This window comes from Vibrio sp. 1159, from assembly GCF_033340395.1.
Classification (GTDB): Bacteria; Pseudomonadota; Gammaproteobacteria; order Enterobacterales; family Vibrionaceae; genus Vibrio; species Vibrio alginolyticus.
In genome coordinates, this window is record NZ_JAWOWL010000004.1 from 1 (window position 1) to 17,836 (window position 17,836).

Sequence of the window (17,836 nt, forward strand, 5' to 3'; positions counted from 1 at the left end):
AGTTCTTTTAGTTGTTGATTTCATAACACTCTCCAATTTTGGGGGTAGAAAGTGTCAACCTTATTTAGGACGGCACAGTGTTTACCATAAAAGCTGCGCTTTGAGCGCAGCTTTTTTGTATAGAACTAGTCACTGATATCTGGCAGTTGTTTGGCCATTACCACGCCAGCAAAAGTAATAAAAGAGAACACTAACACCACAGCTGAAAGGCTCAAGAAGTTCGACATAACACCAAGAGAGCTCATTAGAAGCAGCATTATCCCAACCACTGTGTTACTCACGGCTACATAGCTCGTCCGTTTGTCACCTTCTGCGATATCAACTAAATAGGTTTTTCGTCCGACTCGTATTCCGTCGTGGGCAATACAAACACAAAAGTAAAGCAGAGGAATCACGAATAGGAAGCTTTGGCTAGCGGTGACCCATGTATCGTAAACAAATAACACAACACCAAGTAGCGCGCTCATCATTGCGCCTATGACCATCACACTGCGGCTAGAGCGATCGGACATTCTTCCCCAGAAAGGACCTGACACAAAGGAGGCTAAGCCACTCGCAAACATAAAGAGAGCTAGCACCCAGAGCTGTCCACCCAGAGATTGCTGTGCCAGCACAACGTAGTACGGTGCACTCAGCGCAGAACATAAAAATAGTGTCCGCGTGATAACGAATCGACGAAAGGTCACGTCTGTCTTAAGTAACGCGAGTTGTTTAAATGCTTCGAGGACGCCATTTCGACCACCGTCTACCTCACCGGCATACTCATTAATTCGCGCATAGACGAATGCCGCGATGAGCCATATGACGCCCGCTAAGCCTAAACTCAGACCGTAAAAGCGCTCTGTCGGCTCTACGTCCCATAACCAGGCTAGTGCCAGAAGGCTCGCGAAAAGCAGCGTAACCAGGCCAGCAGCACTTGAAGACCAGCCGTTGACTTGACCTCGTTGGTTTTTAGGGATGGTTTTGCCCAATACATCTTTTGATGCGACGGAATTTAAACCGCGTGAGAGGCTGAAGATCACAAGACATGCAATTACACCATAACCCGCAGCAGCTCCTGTCAGAGTTAATGCGACCACTCCGATTGCAAATATGGAAAGAGCCTGCAAGATGCTGCCAATTACCCAGACCCATTTTCTTACTGGAATGCGTCGGATGTAGTGCGCGATGCTAAGTTGTGGGATAAGGGAACCTGATTCACGAATAGGAACGAGCCAACCAATTAAGTAAACCGGTGCCCCGAGACTTTGTAGTATCCACGGCAACGTGACTTTAGGATTGATTAACGCATCGCCGACTTTCGTTAAAAACTGAGCGAGAATTATTTTAAGAAAGTTGCCGGGAACTTGATGACAAGCTGATTCAGGAATCGCCTTACAGGCACGGGCATCTTCGTCATTAACGATCTTTTCGTAAATGCTGTTTTGTTTGTCCTTGTTCATCAACCTGCCTATGTTCAACTTATTCATTTCGCGAATAAATTAACATTAAACCCAGATTGATGTTAAGTGAAGCACGTTATCAAGCCCACAGAAAACCGGTTGTTATTCGCAGGAGCAGATTGTGCTAAAGTGGCGTAAACAAAATAACAACGATATTCAATAAGGATTCTTTCATGGACGCTCTCGATCTTTTGCTCAATCGCCGATCTATCGCGAAGTTATCCGCGCCTGCTCCAGAAGGTAAAGCACTTGAGAACATCATTCGTGCTGGCCTTCGTGCGCCTGACCATGCGGGATTAACCCCTTGGCGTTTCGTTATCGCACAGGGCGATGGTTTGAAAAAACTGTCAGATATATTGGTAAAAGCGGCAGAAGCTGAAAATAGTGATGAAGCGGTGGTCGAAAAGGTAAAGAATGCCCCATTTCGCGCACCAATGGTGATCACGGTGATTGCTAAAGTAACAGAACATGAGAAAGTACCAGCACTAGAGCAACACTTATCTGCGGGATGCGCTGTACAAGCGATGCAAATGGCAGCTGTAGCGCAAGGCTTTCAAGGGTTTTGGCGCTCAGGTAAGTGGATGTTCCATCCAGAAGTTCATCAAGCATTTGGTTTAGAGGGTGACGATGAGATTGTTGGTTTCTTGTACTTAGGCACGCCTGGTTGTACACCGATGAAAGTTCCTGAGCGTGACCTTTCTCAGTTTGTTGAATTCCTATAACTAAAAACTTAAATAAACTGACTGTTTATTTATACAGTTTTTCTTGATTTATTAGGGCTACATTCGTTAATGTGGCCCTAATTATATTTATTTCCAAAACGTTATGTCTCGTCTGTTTATTGCTGAAAAACCAAGCTTAGGCCGTGCGATTGCCGCTGCACTGGCAAACCCTCAAAAGAAAGATCAAGGATTCATCCGCTGTGGGAACGGGGATATCGTTACTTGGTGTATCGGCCATTTGCTCGAACAAGTCGAACCTGACGCTTACGATGAGCGTTATAAAAAGTGGAATATGGCAGATTTACCAATTGTTCCGCAGCAATGGCAGCTCAGACCGAGGAAAAGCGCAAGTAAGCAATTAACAGTGATTCGTAAATTGCTCAAAGAAGCTAACGAAGTCATTCATGCAGGAGACCCAGATCGAGAGGGTCAGCTGTTAGTTGATGAAGTTCTGGACTATTGCAAGTTATCTAAAACCAAGAAGGAATCTACACAGCGTTTGTTGATTTCCGACTTGAACTTACCTGCGGTTAAACGTGCTCTCAGTTCTATGCGCAGTAATCGCGAGTTTATCCCACTTTCAGTTTCAGCATTGGCCCGCTCTCGGGCTGATTGGCTGTATGGTATGAACATGTCTCGTGCTTATACCTTGCTTGGTCAAAAAGCAGGGTATCAAGGTGTTCTCTCGGTAGGGCGAGTGCAAACGCCAGTTCTTGGCTTAGTGGTGCGTCGTGATGAAGAAATCGAAAACTTTGTCCCGAAGGACTATTTTACCCTACATGCTCTGATCCCATATCAAGATGCCAATGGTACTTTTGATATTCGTGCTCGTTGGAAGCCAAGTGAGGCATGTAAGCCTTGGCAGGACGAAGAAGGTCGAGTATTAAACCGTAAGTTGGTAGAAAATGTTGCAAACCGTATTGCAAATCAACCCGCAAAAGTGACAGAGTCGGAACAAAAGCAAACCAAGCAATCAGCACCATTACCTTATTCGTTATCTGCTTTACAGATCGATGCCGCGAAGCGCTATGGTATGAGTGCGCAACAAGTACTAGATACTTGTCAGGCATTGTATGAAAAGCACAAGCTGATCACTTACCCGCGTTCAGATTGTCGCTATTTACCGATGGAACACTACTCACAAGCAGGGACGGTGACAACTGCTATTGCGAATAACGCAAAAGAGTTGCAAGTTGCCGTTCAGGGAGCAGACTTAACATTAAAGTCCAAAGCCTGGAACGATAAAAAAGTGGATGCGCACCATGCGATTATCCCTACACCGAAGCAAGCTAATGTGAATGCGCTTTCCGGCAATGAGATGAAAGTGTATCAATTGATTGCGCGCCAGTACCTCATGCAGTTCTATCCGGCGGCGGTTTACGCAGAAGCGAAATTGGTTTTCGATATCGCTGGTGGTACGTTTGTCGCGAAAGGTCGTCAGTTAGTTTCGCCGGGTTGGAAAGCGCTAATGGGCAAAACTGACAAGGAAGATGAAGGTATTGATGCCGTGCCACCGCTACCCGAAGGCACCGTGTTAACTTGTCGTGAAGGGGAAATAAAAGACCGAAAAACCGAGCCACCAAAGCATTTTACCGAAGCATCGCTGTTGCAAGCGATGACCGGGATCGCCCGTTACGTTGCGGATAAAGAACTGAAAAAAATCCTTCGTGACACTGATGGGCTAGGCACGGAAGCGACTCGCGCTGGTATTTTGGACACGCTGTTCAAACGCCAACTGCTTACGCGTCAAGGTAAGTCAATTCTCAGTTCTCCTGCGGGAAGAGGTCTCATTCATGCCTTGCCAGAAGATTCAACATACCCTGATATGACGGCTCATTGGGAGCACCAGTTACAAGGTATGGCAGAGAGAAATCAAGCATATCAGCCGTTCATGCAAGCACTGGAACAACGCATTGATAGCTTGATGGCACAAGTAAAAGCAGGCCCTATCCCTGATTCATTACGTCATTTACCCAAGGTGGAACGTCCTGCGTTTAAACGTAAAAAGCGCAGTTATTCAAAGAATGGTGGCGCGACTAAATCTCGTGCAACCAAAGGTAAGCAGGCATAGGACAAGCGCGGTGTAATTAAACACCGCGCATGCTTGAAAATAGATTACTCGAACAGGTCACCGTGGTTTTGGATCGCGCCTCTTACTTCACCTTGAGTTAACACGCGTTTGTCCAGTACCTCTTTCACCTGGTTGCCCAAGTCAACTAATGTATCTCGATTCGCTTGAGTTTGGCGTTTACCAGCACTTCTCAAGCAGTAATTTAGTTCGTGCTCTTCGCTAAAATTAACCAAATCCCTATCTGCTGCCATCGTGCTTTCTCCTTATTTGTTCTACTTTTTCCTAAGTCTGGATTGGATGTAGATAAATTCAAGTTAGATTGCGTGAATTATGCTGGTGGATCACTGATGAACATTATGTTTGCCAACCAAGTCACGATTATGAAGCCTGGCTTTGATGGTATTTGGTTTAGTGATGGTTGTGTCTTAATGCTGCTACCAAGGTAACTCAGTACCATCGTAGTTAATAAATCGACCTGAAAGCTGCGGTGTGCTCAGCTCTATCACGTTCGCTAGGCCTTGCGCGGAGGTTTGCGTATCTATCAAAGCATTTGGCCCGCCCATCGCCGTTTTTACCCAACCAGGGTGAAGCGCTAAAACGGTAAATCCTTCAGGTGTTAAATCATTACTTAAGCTTTTCACAACCGAGTTAAGCGCCGCTTTCGATGAGCGATAAATATAACCGCCACCGGACGTATTTTCGGTCATGCTCCCCACTTTTGATGAGATACAAGCAATCTTTTTTATCTTGCCTTGTTGTAAGCGAGGGTAACAGTGCTCAACCAGTTTTAACGGTGCAATGGTGTTTACTTCGAAGGCTTTACGCCATTCTTCTACGTCAGTGTTTCCAAAGCCATATCCCTTGGGGCCGTAATATCCTGCATTATTGATGAGTAAGTCGATGGCAGGGAGTTTATCGGCAAGCTTAGCGACTTGTTCGTAGTGAGTGACATCCAGTTCGTGCAAAACCAAATTACTGAATTGTGAGGCTAGAGTTTGTAGTTCTGAACTGTTCTCTAAGGAACGGCTAGTAGCATGTACTTGGTGGCCTTGCTTCAGGTACAGCTCAGTTAAGCTAAGGCCAATGCCGCGATTTGCTCCGGTAATAAAGACGGTTTGACTCATACAAACACCTATGTTTTTTTGATTTCAGTTGAAAGTCATTGTGTTAGTTAAGCACAATAAAATCAACCAACCACCACGCACCAACAACAAGAGATGAAAATAGGGACAGGGCACAAAGAGAGCCAAACAGTGCGCCGAGAATAGCAAAGAAAGTAGAATTCATATGTATATTAAATTTAATTGATATTGAAAATCATTATCAATTAAATTGCGTTTTATTCAACCCTTTAAGTTGATACTATTTCGTTACCATTGTTATTAAGAATTTCTCATGCTGCCATTTATCTACCACCCGATTTATTCTCAACTTGAGTTGCCAGAGGGGCATCGTTACCCAATTATGAAATACCAGTACCTCTATGAATCGGTATTGGTGCATATGGAGAAAGATAACTGGAAAGAGCACACGCAGTTTTTCCAGCCCGAAGCATTAACTGTTGGGGAAGTAAAACGTGTTCATGACGAGGAATACGTCGAGTTACTTGTTAGTGGAAACATGCCAGCTGCGAAGATGCGCCGAATAGGTTTTCCTTGGAGTGAGTCTCTCATTACCAGAACGCTAACTTCAGCAGCGGGCACGGCTCTGACCGCAAAAAAGGCACTTGAGTACGGTGTGGCCATTCATTTGAGTGGTGGGTATCACCACGCACACAAAGAGTTTGGCAGTGGTTTTTGTTTATTTAATGACTTAGTGATCGCGGCCAGGCAAGCGCTCGAAGTCGAGCATGTCGATAAAGTATTGATCATTGATAGTGATGTTCACCATGGGGATGGAACAGCAACTTTATGTGACGATGAGCCAGATATCATCACGCTTTCTTTCCACTGTGATAAAAACTTCCCAGCGAGGAAGCCTCAGTCTGACCTCGATGTGCCTTTGGTGCGAGGGACAGGTGATGAGGATTTTTTAATGGCGTTTAAAGAAGTGGTCGATATGGCACTTAATCTTCATCGCCCTGATTTAGTTATCTACGATGCTGGTGTCGATATACATCAAGACGATGAGCTTGGATATTTTGATGTGTCGACTCAAGGGATTTTAGAACGTGATAGATTTTTAATGCAAACAGTGAAATCTCGAGGTATCCCTGTCGCAGCTGTCGTTGGAGGTGGATATCGAACGAATCATGCTGACCTCGTCCCAATCCATTTGCAGCTTATCAATGCCGCTAAAGAAGTCTTTATTGATGAGTAGATACAACTAGATGTAAATATCAAATTGATTCAACACTGGAACGAACGAAAAGGGCATTAATTTTTTGTGGGTTCTTTCGGAGTGTGGCGGAGTGCTTAGTTGCGTTCAAGAAGTGATAAGTGATTTGTACAAATCTTTTAAGTCTGGAGATGCGAAAAATCCCGCTAATTTCTTAGCGGGATTTTTCTAAAAGTGGCGGAGAGATAGGGATTTGAACCCTAGATACGCTATTAACGTATGCCGGTTTTCAAGACCGGTGCTTTCAACCACTCAGCCATCTCTCCGTTGTTGAGGCGCATAATATAAGGCTTTGAAAATGTTGTAAACCCCTAGTTGAACTGATTGGATGTTTACTGCGCAAATTTGTGGTTTGTGTTGTTTAAATAAACAAAAACTCCCCCAAAAAGGGGAGTTTGAATAGTATATGGATTGCTAGGTATTAATCGTTTTTAGAATAAAAACGCTGTAACTCAGTTAAACCTTGCATCAAAACTGGCAACTTCGGTGCATCATCTCGAAGTCGTTTGTAGTTTTTGTCATACAGCTTGTAGTTGCCAAACTTATCGATCACTGTGGTTTGTGAGCTAGTAATTAAGGCAAGCTCGCGAGTATCGCCCGCCAAGATCCAGCGACGACGGCTTTCATCGAATAGGTTGCGACCACTACTGTAATCATATGGGTTGGAAGATACGCCGAGCATATCTTGCAACAGTGTAACCGAGAGGTCCAAGTGGCTTGTGCTGTGATTAAACTCGCCAGCCAGCATTCCAGGCCAATGGATCACCATCGGAACTTGTAATTGATAACGGCTGTAGTTGCTGTTTGCTCCCCAGCTGTTCGTATTGGTTTCGTTAAATTCACTACCGTGATTAGAAGTGATGATTACGATGGTGTTTGTCAGTTGTCCCGTCGTTTCTAGTTCATCAATAATACCGGCGATAGTTCTATCCGCCGACTTCACTGCATATTCATAAGCTTTTTTGAATCGCTCACTTGCGGGCATTTCTTCGTCATTATTTGAAGGAATCGATTCAAAATTATCAACGGTGGTGACTTCGATGTAACTAAACCATGGCTGACTTGCTTTCTCTGCTAACCATGTATTCCAGTTTGCGATAGATTGTTTATCGGTATGAGCTTGCGTGCCATCTAGGTCTTCCGCTAAGTTCAAGTCGCGGAAAATAATTTCTGAGTAGAGATCATCTTCAAACCCACTGCCACTGAATAAACCAAAGTTGTAGCCCTGATCTTTCAGTACATCGAGCAATACTGGGGAAGCACCTTGCGCCTTGATGCTTGATGCATAACTGGTCGGTAAGCCATAGAACAAACCAAAGGCCCCGTATGTATCATTACTTGAGCTGTAATGATTACGGAAGTTCTGATTGTTTTCAGCAAACTCATAGAGGTTAGGCATCTCTTCTTGGTTAAGCGCATCCGCTCGTAAATTGTTTATGCTGATCATCAACACATTGAGCTTATTAACTCGGCGGTTAAACTCAAGCTTTTCAAGAGGATAGTTGACTAACTCTACGTTGCCTTCGTTTTCTGCTAAACGTTTTAGGTATTCCTCACGGTCAAGTAGACCATGTTTTTCCATAAAACTCTTCGCCGTCATCGGGTAAGACAACGGGAAGTTTGAACGCTGGCTAGTAATTGGGTTGTAAAAATACGCATCTGCCCAAATGTAAACCAAATGGCTGGTCATAAAGCTGAGGAAAAAGACGGCCGCGAGAGGGCGTCCTACGTGCTTATGAGATAGTTTGCGCTGTTTTCGCCATACCCATTCGGATAGTGCGAGTTGAATAAGGAAGATCAGCGGCATCACAACAAATAAATGTTGTAGGTCAGTGCTGAGTGCACTTTTGTCTTCGCTGAATAGTAACTCCCAGACAACGGGAGTTAAGTGCAAATTGATCGACTGATACGCTTGGGTATCAATTAATAATATGGTTTGCCCAACGGTTGCGAAAATCACTGCCACCAAACGGAACAATTTCCGCGATGGCAGGATAAACGTCAACGGGAATAGAACAAGCAAGTAAAGTGCGAAAACTAGAAAGCCAAAGTGACCAACCCAAGAAACCGCCAGATAAAACTGACCAAGTAACGTCTCGGGCCAAGGAGACTGAACAATGTAGCGTGTGCCTATCAACATCGATGCAACGATATTGAAGAATGCAAACCAGTGACCCCAACCAACTAGTCGAGATACACGTTCGCTGTATGAGTTTCCGCTGTCTACCATGTATGTGTTCTATTGTCCGTGATTAGTGTGTTTTTGGTGTTTCTAAAGAAGACATCAGCGCCTGAGCAAATTTTTCAGCAATCGCTTTGCGTTGTGAAGCAGCAACACGTTGATTTAAGACATTGGTTGCGATATTTCCGGCAATCATTAGCGTCAACTCAGGAGAAGCAGCGTGTTTTTCAAGAACTGTTGCTACTTCAGCAAGAATTTTTTCTACTTGCTCGTCAGTATATTTAGATGTAATCGGCATAAAGACTCTAATAATGATAGTAAAAGCGGCTTATGATAACCTACAATGCCCATCAACTAAAACCTTGTAGCAAGATAAAATCACTATGAGTCTTCATCTTTCAAACGTTATTCTGCATCAACTGTGCAAAAACGATCAGGACGAGCTGGTTGTAAACTTTCGTCCAGCATCATTAGAGAACGATGCATCTACAGAAAACTTAGTCGCTGAGCTTCACCGAGTATTCCATTCTAAAGCTGGTAAAGGTTTTGGCGCTTTCCAGTCAGACAGCGAATTTCAATTTTGGCTTCAAGAAATGCGCAAAGGAGAGCGAGATTTTTACGACTTCTCACAAATTAGTGCAAATCGCTTGAAAGAAGAGTTGATTAAGTACCCATTTGCGGATGAAGGTATCTTGGTTTTCGCTGAGTATCAGAGTTTAGCAACGGACTACTTGTTCATCGGTATCTTACCAATGAATCAGAGTTTAAAAGTGACCGAAGGTTTGGACATCAGTGCGACAGATTACTTAGATATCACCAAAATGGATATTGCCGCACGCATCGACCTGTCGAGCTACGAGACCGACAAGGAATCCAATCGTTATCTGCAATACATTAAAGGACGCGTTGGCCGTAAAGTGGCGGACTTCTTCCTAGATTTTCTGCAAGCGGATATTGGCTTAGATACTAAACAACAAAACTTAGTGTTGATGCAGGCGGTGGATGATTTTTGTGCTGACTCGAAGCTAGAAAAGCAAGAAGTGAACGAGTACAAGAAACAAGTTTACGACTACTGCAATGAGCAAATTAAATCCGGTGATGAGGTTCAAATCTCAGAGCTTTCCGGAGAGCTTCCTCAAAGCCAAGATGGCACGAGCTTTATGGATTTCACCAAAGAGCAAGGGTACGAGCTTGAAGAGTCTTTCCCAGGTGATCGTGCGACGGTTCGCAAACTGACTAAATTTGTTGGAGCTGGTGGTGGTTTGAATATTAGCTTCGATAGTCTCTTACTTGGCGAGCGTATTTTTTATGATCCAGAGACGGATACCTTAACGATTAAAGGGACGCCTCCAAATCTAAAAGATCAGTTAAGTCGCAATTAAAATCATATCGTTAAATAAAGAGAGCAAACGGCTCTCTTTTTTTATGTGAATAAGAAACATCCATAGTATATGCTTGTAATTAATGGAGATATGCGAGGGGCAAGTGTTGCTGAAGCTAAAAGAAGGAATACGGCGGTTTGTTTGGTTCTGGTTCGTTTTGTGGTGTGTTTTAGCACTTGGCATTTGGCTGCAAGCCAAACAAACGATTCAAACGATTTCGACTGTAAATGAGTTAGGAAGTAAAGTTGAAGAAGTCAGGCACTTTTTTAACTTCGATCTGCCTTACCGTGTTAAACACGTCGACCAAATTTCACTGAAACTTCAGTTGGCTTATGCAGTTCGCTTACAGCTTGAAAGTGAGTTTTCTGAAGGGAAAATCACACCAGACATCACTCAATTACTTTATACGACCGACCGATTTTTAGAAAGTGCTCGAGCTTTTGTAAGAAGTGACAGTGAATTGGTTTCGTTAGCAGAACAGTTACGAAGCAGCCGTGCTCGAACAGAAAACTCTGAGCAAATTCAGGCAATGTACTATCGCTTAGGTGCGCTTGTTTTTGAGTCTGTCTCTAGTGACTCTGCAACGAATAGCGATACTTACCGTGACTTAGACCGACTTTTTATTGAATCAGAGACGCTCTCTCCCGAAGAGCGAAGCGCTCTTCAGCGCCAGCTTGCTCAAACCTCAAGCGCACTATCTGCTCAGGCACAGGGCAGTTATTTATCTAATCAACTGCTTAATCCAGATTTCCCGAACCAGTTAACTTCGATAAATGAGCAGTTGGAACAGAAGCTAATGACTTTTATTGTTTGGCTGTCTGTAATCAGTGGTTTGCTCCTTTTCCTCATTTCATGGGGAGCCTTCTCCCCAAAAACGATTCAACCGATACCACTACCCAGAACCGATGATAAAAAGTCAGAGCAAGTTGGCGATGATGAAAATGGAGCTAACACTGTTCCCTCAGCTCAGTCAGAAAATTTTCAAAACGTCCAAATGAACGAAAAAAGTTGTAATGAGGTGAATTCATCACAAGTGGAAGTAGTGGAACGTGAGCCGTACATAGATATCAATAAAATGTTAGATTCTCTGTCTGGTGACGAGGGCGCTGTGCGGATGTTACTGGAGGTCTTTATTCAGGACCACTCTGGCGATGGCACTAAAATGTATCAGCTGTTAGAAGAGGATAAAGAGCAAGCGCAAAGAGCCGCACACAGTCTTAAAGGGGTCTCAGGGAGTTTAGGTGCAATGCCATTGCACTGTATTTCGGGTGATATTGAACTGTTGATTAAACAAGGGCAAAAAGTGCCGGAAGAGAAGTTGGCATGTTTAGATGATGTCCTAAAACAAACCATACTTTTTGCTAATAATGCTCTCAATAGTGAAAAGATAACAGAAGCGCTAACAGATTGATATTGCTCTGACTTAATGTCATAAGAGTTGAGGTAATAAAGGCTCGAACTATATGACTTAGTTCGCTTTATTCCTGTTCTATACAATTTGTTAAAGGTGTTTTCATGTCCGTTCGCCGAATGTCTTCAATGATGTTGATAGGGCTGGTTATGATGCTTTCAGGGTGCTCCCTGCTCGAAGTCAAGATCGAGAGTCAAACCGTCCCTCTTACCAAACAAGAGCTCAATATGCGTCTTTTGACTCGTGAGTATGCGCAGCAGTTTTTTGCTCAGGTTGAGCAAGCAGCAGATGCACTACACGAACAATATGAGCCTCATGATAAAGTTCATCAATCTTATATTTTACTTTGGAAGATAAATGCTGAAGAAGGCATCCAAGCTTCTGCATACCAAGTGTCCCCAATGGCTGCACTGATTGATACATGGACTTTCACGCTACAAATGGAACAGTTTTTTATTACCGCTTCTGGTAATGAGCTCTTTGCGTCTGATGAGGCCAAGTTAGTTTCCGTTTATTTAGCGAAAGAGGTAGATAAACTGGCTCAATCTTTATTGAAGAAAGAAGCATACATCAAGACAAAAACGTTTGTTGCAGAGTTCGCCAAGCAGCATCCATTCGCTGATTTAAGCATGATTAGGACTCCGGCTTACCGTAGGTGGTTAGATGCAAACCAAATTAGCGAAGAGGAAGCCGTTACAACGCTAGGCACGATGCCAGAAGCACTCGGGGATGTCTCTGATCGTCTAAGTCTGGTATCAGAGCAGACACCAAAAATTATGACGTGGAAAGCGCAGTTGTTGGCCTTGAATAGCTCTGCCAGTATCGAAAAAGTCAATGCGGCGCTCAATAGTTTGCAAGTTACCGCTGATTCGATGAGGGATTTTATCGATAACAACCCAGAGTACATGCGCTATTTGGCAGAACAAATGGCGCTGGAGTTACAACCTTTGGTTGACGATATCGATCAAAGGACGGAGGCGCGTTTATCTCAGTTGGGTGAAGAACGCCAAGCTATAGAGCTGATGGTTGCCAGAGAGCGCCAAGAAATCGCACAGATCATTACCCATGAGCGCGAGAAGTTTGCTCAAGATATGGATCGAGTGTCGCAAGAGGTTGTGAATCTCGCCATGACTAAGCTGATTGAACTTGTCAAAAGTACCATCATCTACTTTATTCTGTTCATTGCCGTTATATTCTTTGCACCGCTTGGCTTGGGCTATTGGTTTGGGAAGCGTGCAGCCGTGAAAACGCCAGTCAAACAAAGCTAACGATTTGTTTTGGAAATAAAAAAAGAGCGCTTTAAAGTGCTCTTTTTTAGTATTGAATTCGGAAGGGAGGTTCTTCCTATCTCTGCGAAGTTAAGCGGTTTGCTGCTTTAATTCGCCTTCAGCTTCTTCAACTGCTTCTGCTGTTGGTTCGCACTTATCAACAAACCAACCCATGTAAGAAGTGAAGATCGTTACGATGATACATACAAAACTCAGCCACATGAACGGGGCATAAGACAGTGTAGCAACACCCAAAATACTGGCCATGTAGATACCGTTGTCACTCCAAGGGACCATACCTGAGGTTAGCGTGCCGCCAAATTCTGCGTTACGAGACAAATTCTTACGTTTGTAGCCTAGACGGTCATAGTTCTTCGCACAGATTTTTGGGGTCAGAATAAGTGAAACGTACATCGCTGAACCAAATACGTTGCCCATAAAGGCCGTACCAATTGTGCTTGTTGCCAATGAACCTGCACTTTGAACGCGTTTTTCAAACAGCTTCGCGATAGTCTCTAGCACGCCTACTTTATCTAGTAGACCGCCAAAACCAAGGCCGAATACGATAACCGCTACCGACCCAAGCATTGAAGACATGCCGCCACGGTTAAGGATTGAGTCAATGAAATCTACGCCAGATGAGATTGCAAACGGAGCCCAAGCCGTGTTGAACGCGGTTAGGAAATCGACATCTTGGATCATCACTGCCCAAATAATACCTAGCAGAGAACCAAAACTGATCACTGGGAATGAAGGCATACGCATCGCTAGAAGTGACAATACGATGATCACAGGAACAAATGAGTAAGGGGTGATGTAGAACTGCTGTTCCATCGCTTTAATGACAGAGTCTACCTGGCTCATGTCAACTTGACCTGCGTAGTGGAAGCCAAATGCAGTAAACATAATGCCTGTAATAATGTAGCTAATGAGTGCTATCGGCAACATACCTTTAATATGTTCCATCACTTCAACGTTAGACATAGATGAAGCAAGGATTACTGAATCCGATAGAGGCGACATTTTGTCACCAAAGTAACAGCCTGAAAGTACGGCACCTGCAGTGATTGGCGCAGGAACACCAAGACCTTGACCGATACCCATCATTGCAATACCTGCCGTGCCAGCCGCACCCCAAGATGTGCCAGTCGCTAGCGCAGTCAATGAACAGATGATCATGGTCGCCAGCAAAAAGATGGAAGGGTGGATTGCTTTAAGGCCGTAGTAAATAATGGTTGGAACAATACCACCAGAGATCCAAGTACCTACAAGCGCGCCAACGGCCAAAAGGATTAAAACGGCTCCAAGTCCATTGGAAATGCCATTTAGTGCTGCTTTTTCCAGATCTTTATACTGATGGCCAAGCTTTATGCCCAATATCATGACAATGAACCAACCGATGTATAGCGCTAGCTGAATCGGTAGGTCTAGCTTGGCTGTGAACGAAAATGCCAGCAGGAGAAATAAACCGAGCGAGATAAATACCTGTATCAAGCTTGGTAGGCGTGGTGTAACTTGCTTCATATGTGCCTCTGTCAATCTTGGAGCAATAGAGGAAGGCGCTCCTTGTTGTAATCGCGCATAACATACATTAACAAAAATTATATTTCGAACATTTGGTGTTTTATCTTGATGTTCGTCGGTAAAAACGTTTGCTTGTGAAATTAACTGTTAGTTTGTTTTAACTTTTTTGGTTTTAAATGTTGTGTAATGTGAAATTATTGTGCTTCATGTGTTATTTTCTCATTGAGTGGTAAGACCAATTAGGGGGCTAAAGTGCTTTCCCTACTTGAAAAATGGTTAAAACCGCAAACCAAACACTAAAAAATCTCGTGTAACCCGGTTTTTCAGAGGAAAAGGTTAAAAAACGCGCTTATTTACAAAATAGGGGTTGAGATTTTGCTGTGAAAAATTAACTATGGGGTAGGTTTTTTAATACATGGAGAGTTAATACGATGAGAGTTGGTTTAGTTGGTTGGCGCGGTATGGTTGGTTCAGTCCTTATGCAGCGTATGGTTGAAGAGAAAGACTTCGACCTAATCGAACCAGTATTCTACAGTACTTCTCAAGTTGGTATTCCTGCTCCTAACTTAGGAAAAGACGCAGGCTTACTGCAAGACGCGTATGATATTGAAAGCTTAAAACAGCTTGATGCGGTAATCACCTGTCAAGGTGGTAGCTACACAGAAAAAGTTTTCCCTGCACTTCGTCAGGCTGGTTGGAAAGGCTACTGGATTGATGCGGCCTCTACGCTACGTATGGCTGAAGATTCGATCATCACACTTGATCCAGTGAACTTAAAGCAAATCCAACAAGGCATCCACGGTGGCACGAACACATTTGTCGGTGGTAACTGTACGGTTAGTTTAATGCTAATGGGGCTAGGTGGTCTATTTGAGAAAGGCCTTGTTGAGTGGACAAGCGCAATGACTTATCAAGCCGCATCTGGTGCTGGTGCGCAAAATATGCGTGAGTTGATCTCGCAAATGGGCGTTATCAATGACTCTGTGAGCTCTGAACTTGCAAACCCATCAAGCTCTATCCTAGATATTGATAAGAAAGTTGCGGATACAATGCGCAGCGGCTCTTTCCCTACAGATAAATTCGGTGTGCCACTAGCTGGTTCGTTGATCCCATGGATCGATGTGAAGCGCGATAATGGTCAGAGTAAAGAAGAGTGGAAAGCGGGCGCTGAGGCGAATAAAATTTTGGGTTCTCAAAGTTCACCTGTTCCAATTGACGGTACTTGTGTGCGTATTGGCGCGATGCGTTGTCACTCTCAAGCACTTACTATCAAGCTTAAACAAAATGTACCAATGGACGAAATCGAAGAAATCATCGCCACTCATAACGATTGGGTGAAAGTGATTCCTAACGACCGTGACATCACTGCTCAAGAGCTAACGCCGGCAAAAGTTACGGGCACAATGTCTGTACCAGTGGGTCGTCTACGTAAGATGGCAATGGGTGATGATTTCCTAAATGCTTTCACTGTTGGTGACCAACTGCTTTGGGGTGCTGCGGAGCCATTGCGTCGTACTCTGCGAATTATTTTGTCTGAGAAAGCATAATCACATCAATCCTTTATTTGATGACAAAATAAAAGAGCTCCTTAGGGAGCTCTTTTTTCATGCGTCGTCTTCCGTTCGAACGACTCTTTTGTCTGGATCGGCCAGTTCACTACCACAATGTTTACAGTAAATTGCGTCAGAGTCGTGCCCTGCGTGGGAGCAGTTTGGGCATTTCACCAATACTTTGTGCGATTGCATCTCTTGGTGCAGTTCGGCAGTGAAAATACCTGTAGGTACCGCCAAAATGGAATAACCCAGTAACATGGTGAGTGATGCAAGCCCTTTACCTAGGTCTGTTTGAGGGACCAAGTCACCATAACCAACCGTTGTGATGGTCACGATCGCCCAATAAATACTTTTAGGAATGCTAGTAAATCCGTTTTCAGGTCCTTCAATGATAAAAATCAATGAGCCGAAAATCGTTACCATAATGGCGACGGAACTAAAGAAGATAAAAATCTTTCTGCGCGCCATAAGCAGTGAACGTAAGAGGATATTGGACTCTTGGAGGTATCGGACTAACTTGAGTATGCGGAATATTCGCATCACTCGCAGCGCCCTGATCACACCCATAAACGAAGCGGATGGGAAGAAGAGTGCTAAATAGGTGGGCAAAATCGCAAGTAAATCGACGACACCATAAAAACTCTTTGCGTAGGCGGCAGGTTTAGGAGAGCAATAAAGCCTTAGAAGGTATTCAATCGTGAATAGGCCAGTAAATGTGTATTCAATAAACTTCAGCTCTTTTTCCCACTCGGCCCGAACGGAGGGTATCGAATCTAACACCAGTACGATTAACGAACTGATGATCGCGATAATGAGAGCAATATCGAACGTTTTACCAGCTTTGGTATGAGTACCAAAAATGGTGACATATAGAGTATGTTTAAGAGAGTCAGTCGTCATGACAAAGCGATCCATTGTTGAATCGCTCTATCATACAATTTTATAGAAACTCAGGCTAATCCTGGAAATAAGTTGCGTAAGCCATTCGCAATGAACTCTATGCCAAGCGCGCCCAATATCAAACCCATGATACGAGTAATGACGTTGATTCCAGTTTGACCTAAAAATCGTACGATCAATGGGGCAGAACGGAATAATAGCCATGAACAAAGGCAGAACAAACCAATCGTAATACTAATGCCCACGGTATCGAACATGCTTGGGTAGCGTGCACCATAAACAATAGTCGAACTGATTGCACCAGGACCTGCCATTAAAGGCATTGCAAGAGGGACCACACCAATCTGTTCACGACTGACGTATTCCGTTTTCTCTTGTTTGTTCTGCTTATCTTCCCCCAGTTTACCGCTCATCATCGAGAATGCGATGCTAAGTAATAGCAACCCGCCAGCGACACGAAACGAATCCAGAGAAATACTGAACATGTCTAACAGTAACTGACCAGCAAAAAGCGAAATGATCAGGATGATCGCAACAGCCACATTTGCTGTTGTTGCCGTATTGCGCTTTTCGTCTGGTGTCATATGCCCGGTTAGTGACACAAACACAGGCATGATACCAACAGGGTTTACTGCGGCGACCAAACCGAGAAAAAACTGCAAGAAGATAGCAAGTTCAAAAGTTTGCATGTTGCGTACTCATCAAAGTTCACATTAGTGAAAAGGAGAAGGGGTAATTTGGGCGTAATGTAAGGCAAAAGTTAGGTTGTAAGAAATGAAAAAAACTAACGCATTCCCTGCCATTTAAGTGAGAAAAACTAATTCTTTAATAAACTGTATCTAATCTGGAAAGGAAATGTTACGTATAAAGTAGCTGATAAATTGCACTGTTTTACATAAACGTTAACATTCGCACATTTTTGATAAAAACCAAGGTGGTTTGTAGAGAGATGTATTCGGTTCGATATACTCTCAGTAGCACAAAGAATTGGGCCTACATGTAATTTTGTTGGTCAAAAATGAAACTTTTTTACAGGTTGTTGTA

Annotated in this window: 15 protein-coding genes and 1 tRNA gene; 7 read left to right on the forward strand and 9 right to left on the reverse strand. The window is 43.7% G+C overall.

The window, feature by feature from the left end; genetic code table 11:
• Nucleotides 1-125: 125 nt before the first annotated feature.
• Entirely contained in the window at nt 126-1,442 is a 1,317-nt protein-coding gene (locus R7127_RS04875; RefSeq protein ID WP_064376890.1) for an MFS transporter, read from the reverse strand.
• Nucleotides 1,443-1,615: 173 nt separating this feature from the next.
• Here R7127_RS04875 and R7127_RS04880 point away from each other — a divergent pair, with 173 nt between their 5' ends.
• Nucleotides 1,616-2,164, forward strand: coding sequence for an NAD(P)H nitroreductase (locus tag R7127_RS04880; RefSeq protein ID WP_005380711.1), 549 nt, complete (start codon nt 1,616-1,618; stop codon nt 2,162-2,164).
• A 103-nt stretch (nt 2,165-2,267) separates the two neighbouring features.
• Nucleotides 2,268-4,235, forward strand: a complete 1,968-nt coding sequence (locus tag R7127_RS04885) for a DNA topoisomerase III (RefSeq protein ID WP_033907348.1) — start codon at nt 2,268-2,270, stop codon at nt 4,233-4,235.
• A 44-nt stretch (nt 4,236-4,279) separates the two neighbouring features.
• Here R7127_RS04885 and R7127_RS04890 read toward each other — a convergent pair whose 3' ends face one another.
• Together R7127_RS04890 and R7127_RS04895 are read right to left on the reverse strand one after the other, a co-directional pair.
• On the reverse strand, nt 4,280-4,486 hold the full coding sequence (locus R7127_RS04890) for a hypothetical protein (RefSeq protein ID WP_005380717.1): 207 nt from the start codon (nt 4,484-4,486) through the stop codon (nt 4,280-4,282).
• A 183-nt stretch (nt 4,487-4,669) separates the two neighbouring features.
• Nucleotides 4,670-5,359 carry an SDR family oxidoreductase gene (locus R7127_RS04895; RefSeq protein WP_017635826.1) on the reverse strand — a complete coding sequence of 230 codons (690 nt, stop codon included), beginning with the start codon at nt 5,357-5,359 and terminating at the stop codon, nt 4,670-4,672.
• Nucleotides 5,360-5,630: 271 nt separating this feature from the next.
• On the opposite strand from R7127_RS04895, the gene R7127_RS04900 reads away from it, so the two are divergent.
• Nucleotides 5,631-6,554 (forward strand): histone deacetylase, encoded by a 924-nt coding sequence (locus tag R7127_RS04900; protein ID WP_005384909.1) that lies wholly within the window; start codon nt 5,631-5,633, stop codon nt 6,552-6,554.
• 193 nt (nt 6,555-6,747) lie between these two features.
• Here R7127_RS04900 and R7127_RS04905 read toward each other — a convergent pair.
• From R7127_RS04905 to R7127_RS04915, 3 genes are all read right to left on the reverse strand, one after another.
• Nucleotides 6,748-6,838, reverse strand: a tRNA-Ser gene (locus R7127_RS04905).
• A gap of 155 nt (nt 6,839-6,993) precedes the next feature.
• Nucleotides 6,994-8,802 (reverse strand): DUF3413 domain-containing protein, encoded by a 1,809-nt coding sequence (locus R7127_RS04910; protein WP_064376889.1) that lies wholly within the window; start codon nt 8,800-8,802, stop codon nt 6,994-6,996.
• 22 nt (nt 8,803-8,824) lie between these two features.
• Complete coding sequence (locus R7127_RS04915; RefSeq protein ID WP_005380722.1) at nt 8,825-9,052, reverse strand: YejL family protein; 228 nt, start codon at nt 9,050-9,052, stop codon at nt 8,825-8,827.
• Nucleotides 9,053-9,137: 85 nt separating this feature from the next.
• Between R7127_RS04915 and yejK the strand changes: the two genes are divergently transcribed.
• From yejK to R7127_RS04930, 3 genes are all read left to right on the forward strand, one after another.
• Nucleotides 9,138-10,136 carry a nucleoid-associated protein YejK gene (gene yejK, locus R7127_RS04920; RefSeq protein WP_005380723.1) on the forward strand — a complete coding sequence of 333 codons (999 nt, stop codon included), beginning with the start codon at nt 9,138-9,140 and terminating at the stop codon, nt 10,134-10,136.
• A gap of 82 nt (nt 10,137-10,218) precedes the next feature.
• Complete coding sequence (locus R7127_RS04925) at nt 10,219-11,547, forward strand: Hpt domain-containing protein (RefSeq protein ID WP_172563533.1); 1,329 nt, start codon at nt 10,219-10,221, stop codon at nt 11,545-11,547.
• Nucleotides 11,548-11,651: 104 nt separating this feature from the next.
• Complete coding sequence (locus R7127_RS04930) at nt 11,652-12,815, forward strand: hypothetical protein (protein ID WP_017821147.1); 1,164 nt, start codon at nt 11,652-11,654, stop codon at nt 12,813-12,815.
• A 90-nt stretch (nt 12,816-12,905) separates the two neighbouring features.
• Here the strand turns inward: R7127_RS04930 and nhaC are convergent, their stop codons facing one another.
• Entirely contained in the window at nt 12,906-14,339 is a 1,434-nt protein-coding gene (gene nhaC, locus R7127_RS04935; RefSeq protein WP_005380726.1) for a Na+/H+ antiporter NhaC, read from the reverse strand.
• Between the two features lie 431 nt (nt 14,340-14,770).
• On the opposite strand from nhaC, the gene asd reads away from it, so the two are divergent.
• Nucleotides 14,771-15,886, forward strand: a complete 1,116-nt coding sequence (gene asd / locus R7127_RS04940) for an aspartate-semialdehyde dehydrogenase (protein WP_005380727.1) — start codon at nt 14,771-14,773, stop codon at nt 15,884-15,886.
• A 57-nt stretch (nt 15,887-15,943) separates the two neighbouring features.
• Here the strand turns inward: asd and R7127_RS04945 are convergent, their stop codons facing one another.
• Both R7127_RS04945 and R7127_RS04950 read right to left on the reverse strand, forming a co-directional pair.
• A complete protein-coding gene (locus R7127_RS04945; protein ID WP_005380728.1) occupies nt 15,944-16,807 on the reverse strand; it encodes an ion transporter in 864 nt (287 codons plus the stop codon).
• A gap of 35 nt (nt 16,808-16,842) precedes the next feature.
• Nucleotides 16,843-17,481: a YchE family NAAT transporter gene (locus R7127_RS04950; RefSeq protein WP_005380729.1), complete on the reverse strand. Its 639-nt coding sequence runs from the start codon at nt 17,479-17,481 to the stop codon at nt 16,843-16,845.
• Between the last annotated feature and the right edge of the window lie 355 nt (nt 17,482-17,836).

Coding starts and splice junctions, on each gene's coding strand:
- R7127_RS04910 (WP_064376889.1), bottom strand. CDS start 8,802: ATGGTAGACAGCGGAAACTCATACAGCGAACGTGTATCTCGACTAGTT.
- nhaC (WP_005380726.1), bottom strand. CDS start 14,339: ATGAAGCAAGTTACACCACGCCTACCAAGCTTGATACAGGTATTTATC.
- R7127_RS04875 (WP_064376890.1), bottom strand. CDS start 1,442: ATGAACAAGGACAAACAAAACAGCATTTACGAAAAGATCGTTAATGAC.
- yejK (WP_005380723.1), top strand. CDS start 9,138: ATGAGTCTTCATCTTTCAAACGTTATTCTGCATCAACTGTGCAAAAAC.
- R7127_RS04925 (WP_172563533.1), top strand. CDS start 10,219: ATGGAGATATGCGAGGGGCAAGTGTTGCTGAAGCTAAAAGAAGGAATA.
- R7127_RS04885 (WP_033907348.1), top strand. CDS start 2,268: ATGTCTCGTCTGTTTATTGCTGAAAAACCAAGCTTAGGCCGTGCGATT.
- R7127_RS04950 (WP_005380729.1), bottom strand. CDS start 17,481: ATGCAAACTTTTGAACTTGCTATCTTCTTGCAGTTTTTTCTCGGTTTG.
- R7127_RS04945 (WP_005380728.1), bottom strand. CDS start 16,807: ATGGATCGCTTTGTCATGACGACTGACTCTCTTAAACATACTCTATAT.
- R7127_RS04890 (WP_005380717.1), bottom strand. CDS start 4,486: ATGGCAGCAGATAGGGATTTGGTTAATTTTAGCGAAGAGCACGAACTA.
- R7127_RS04895 (WP_017635826.1), bottom strand. CDS start 5,359: ATGAGTCAAACCGTCTTTATTACCGGAGCAAATCGCGGCATTGGCCTT.
- R7127_RS04900 (WP_005384909.1), top strand. CDS start 5,631: ATGCTGCCATTTATCTACCACCCGATTTATTCTCAACTTGAGTTGCCA.
- R7127_RS04930 (WP_017821147.1), top strand. CDS start 11,652: ATGTCCGTTCGCCGAATGTCTTCAATGATGTTGATAGGGCTGGTTATG.
- R7127_RS04880 (WP_005380711.1), top strand. CDS start 1,616: ATGGACGCTCTCGATCTTTTGCTCAATCGCCGATCTATCGCGAAGTTA.
- R7127_RS04915 (WP_005380722.1), bottom strand. CDS start 9,052: ATGCCGATTACATCTAAATATACTGACGAGCAAGTAGAAAAAATTCTT.
- asd (WP_005380727.1), top strand. CDS start 14,771: ATGAGAGTTGGTTTAGTTGGTTGGCGCGGTATGGTTGGTTCAGTCCTT.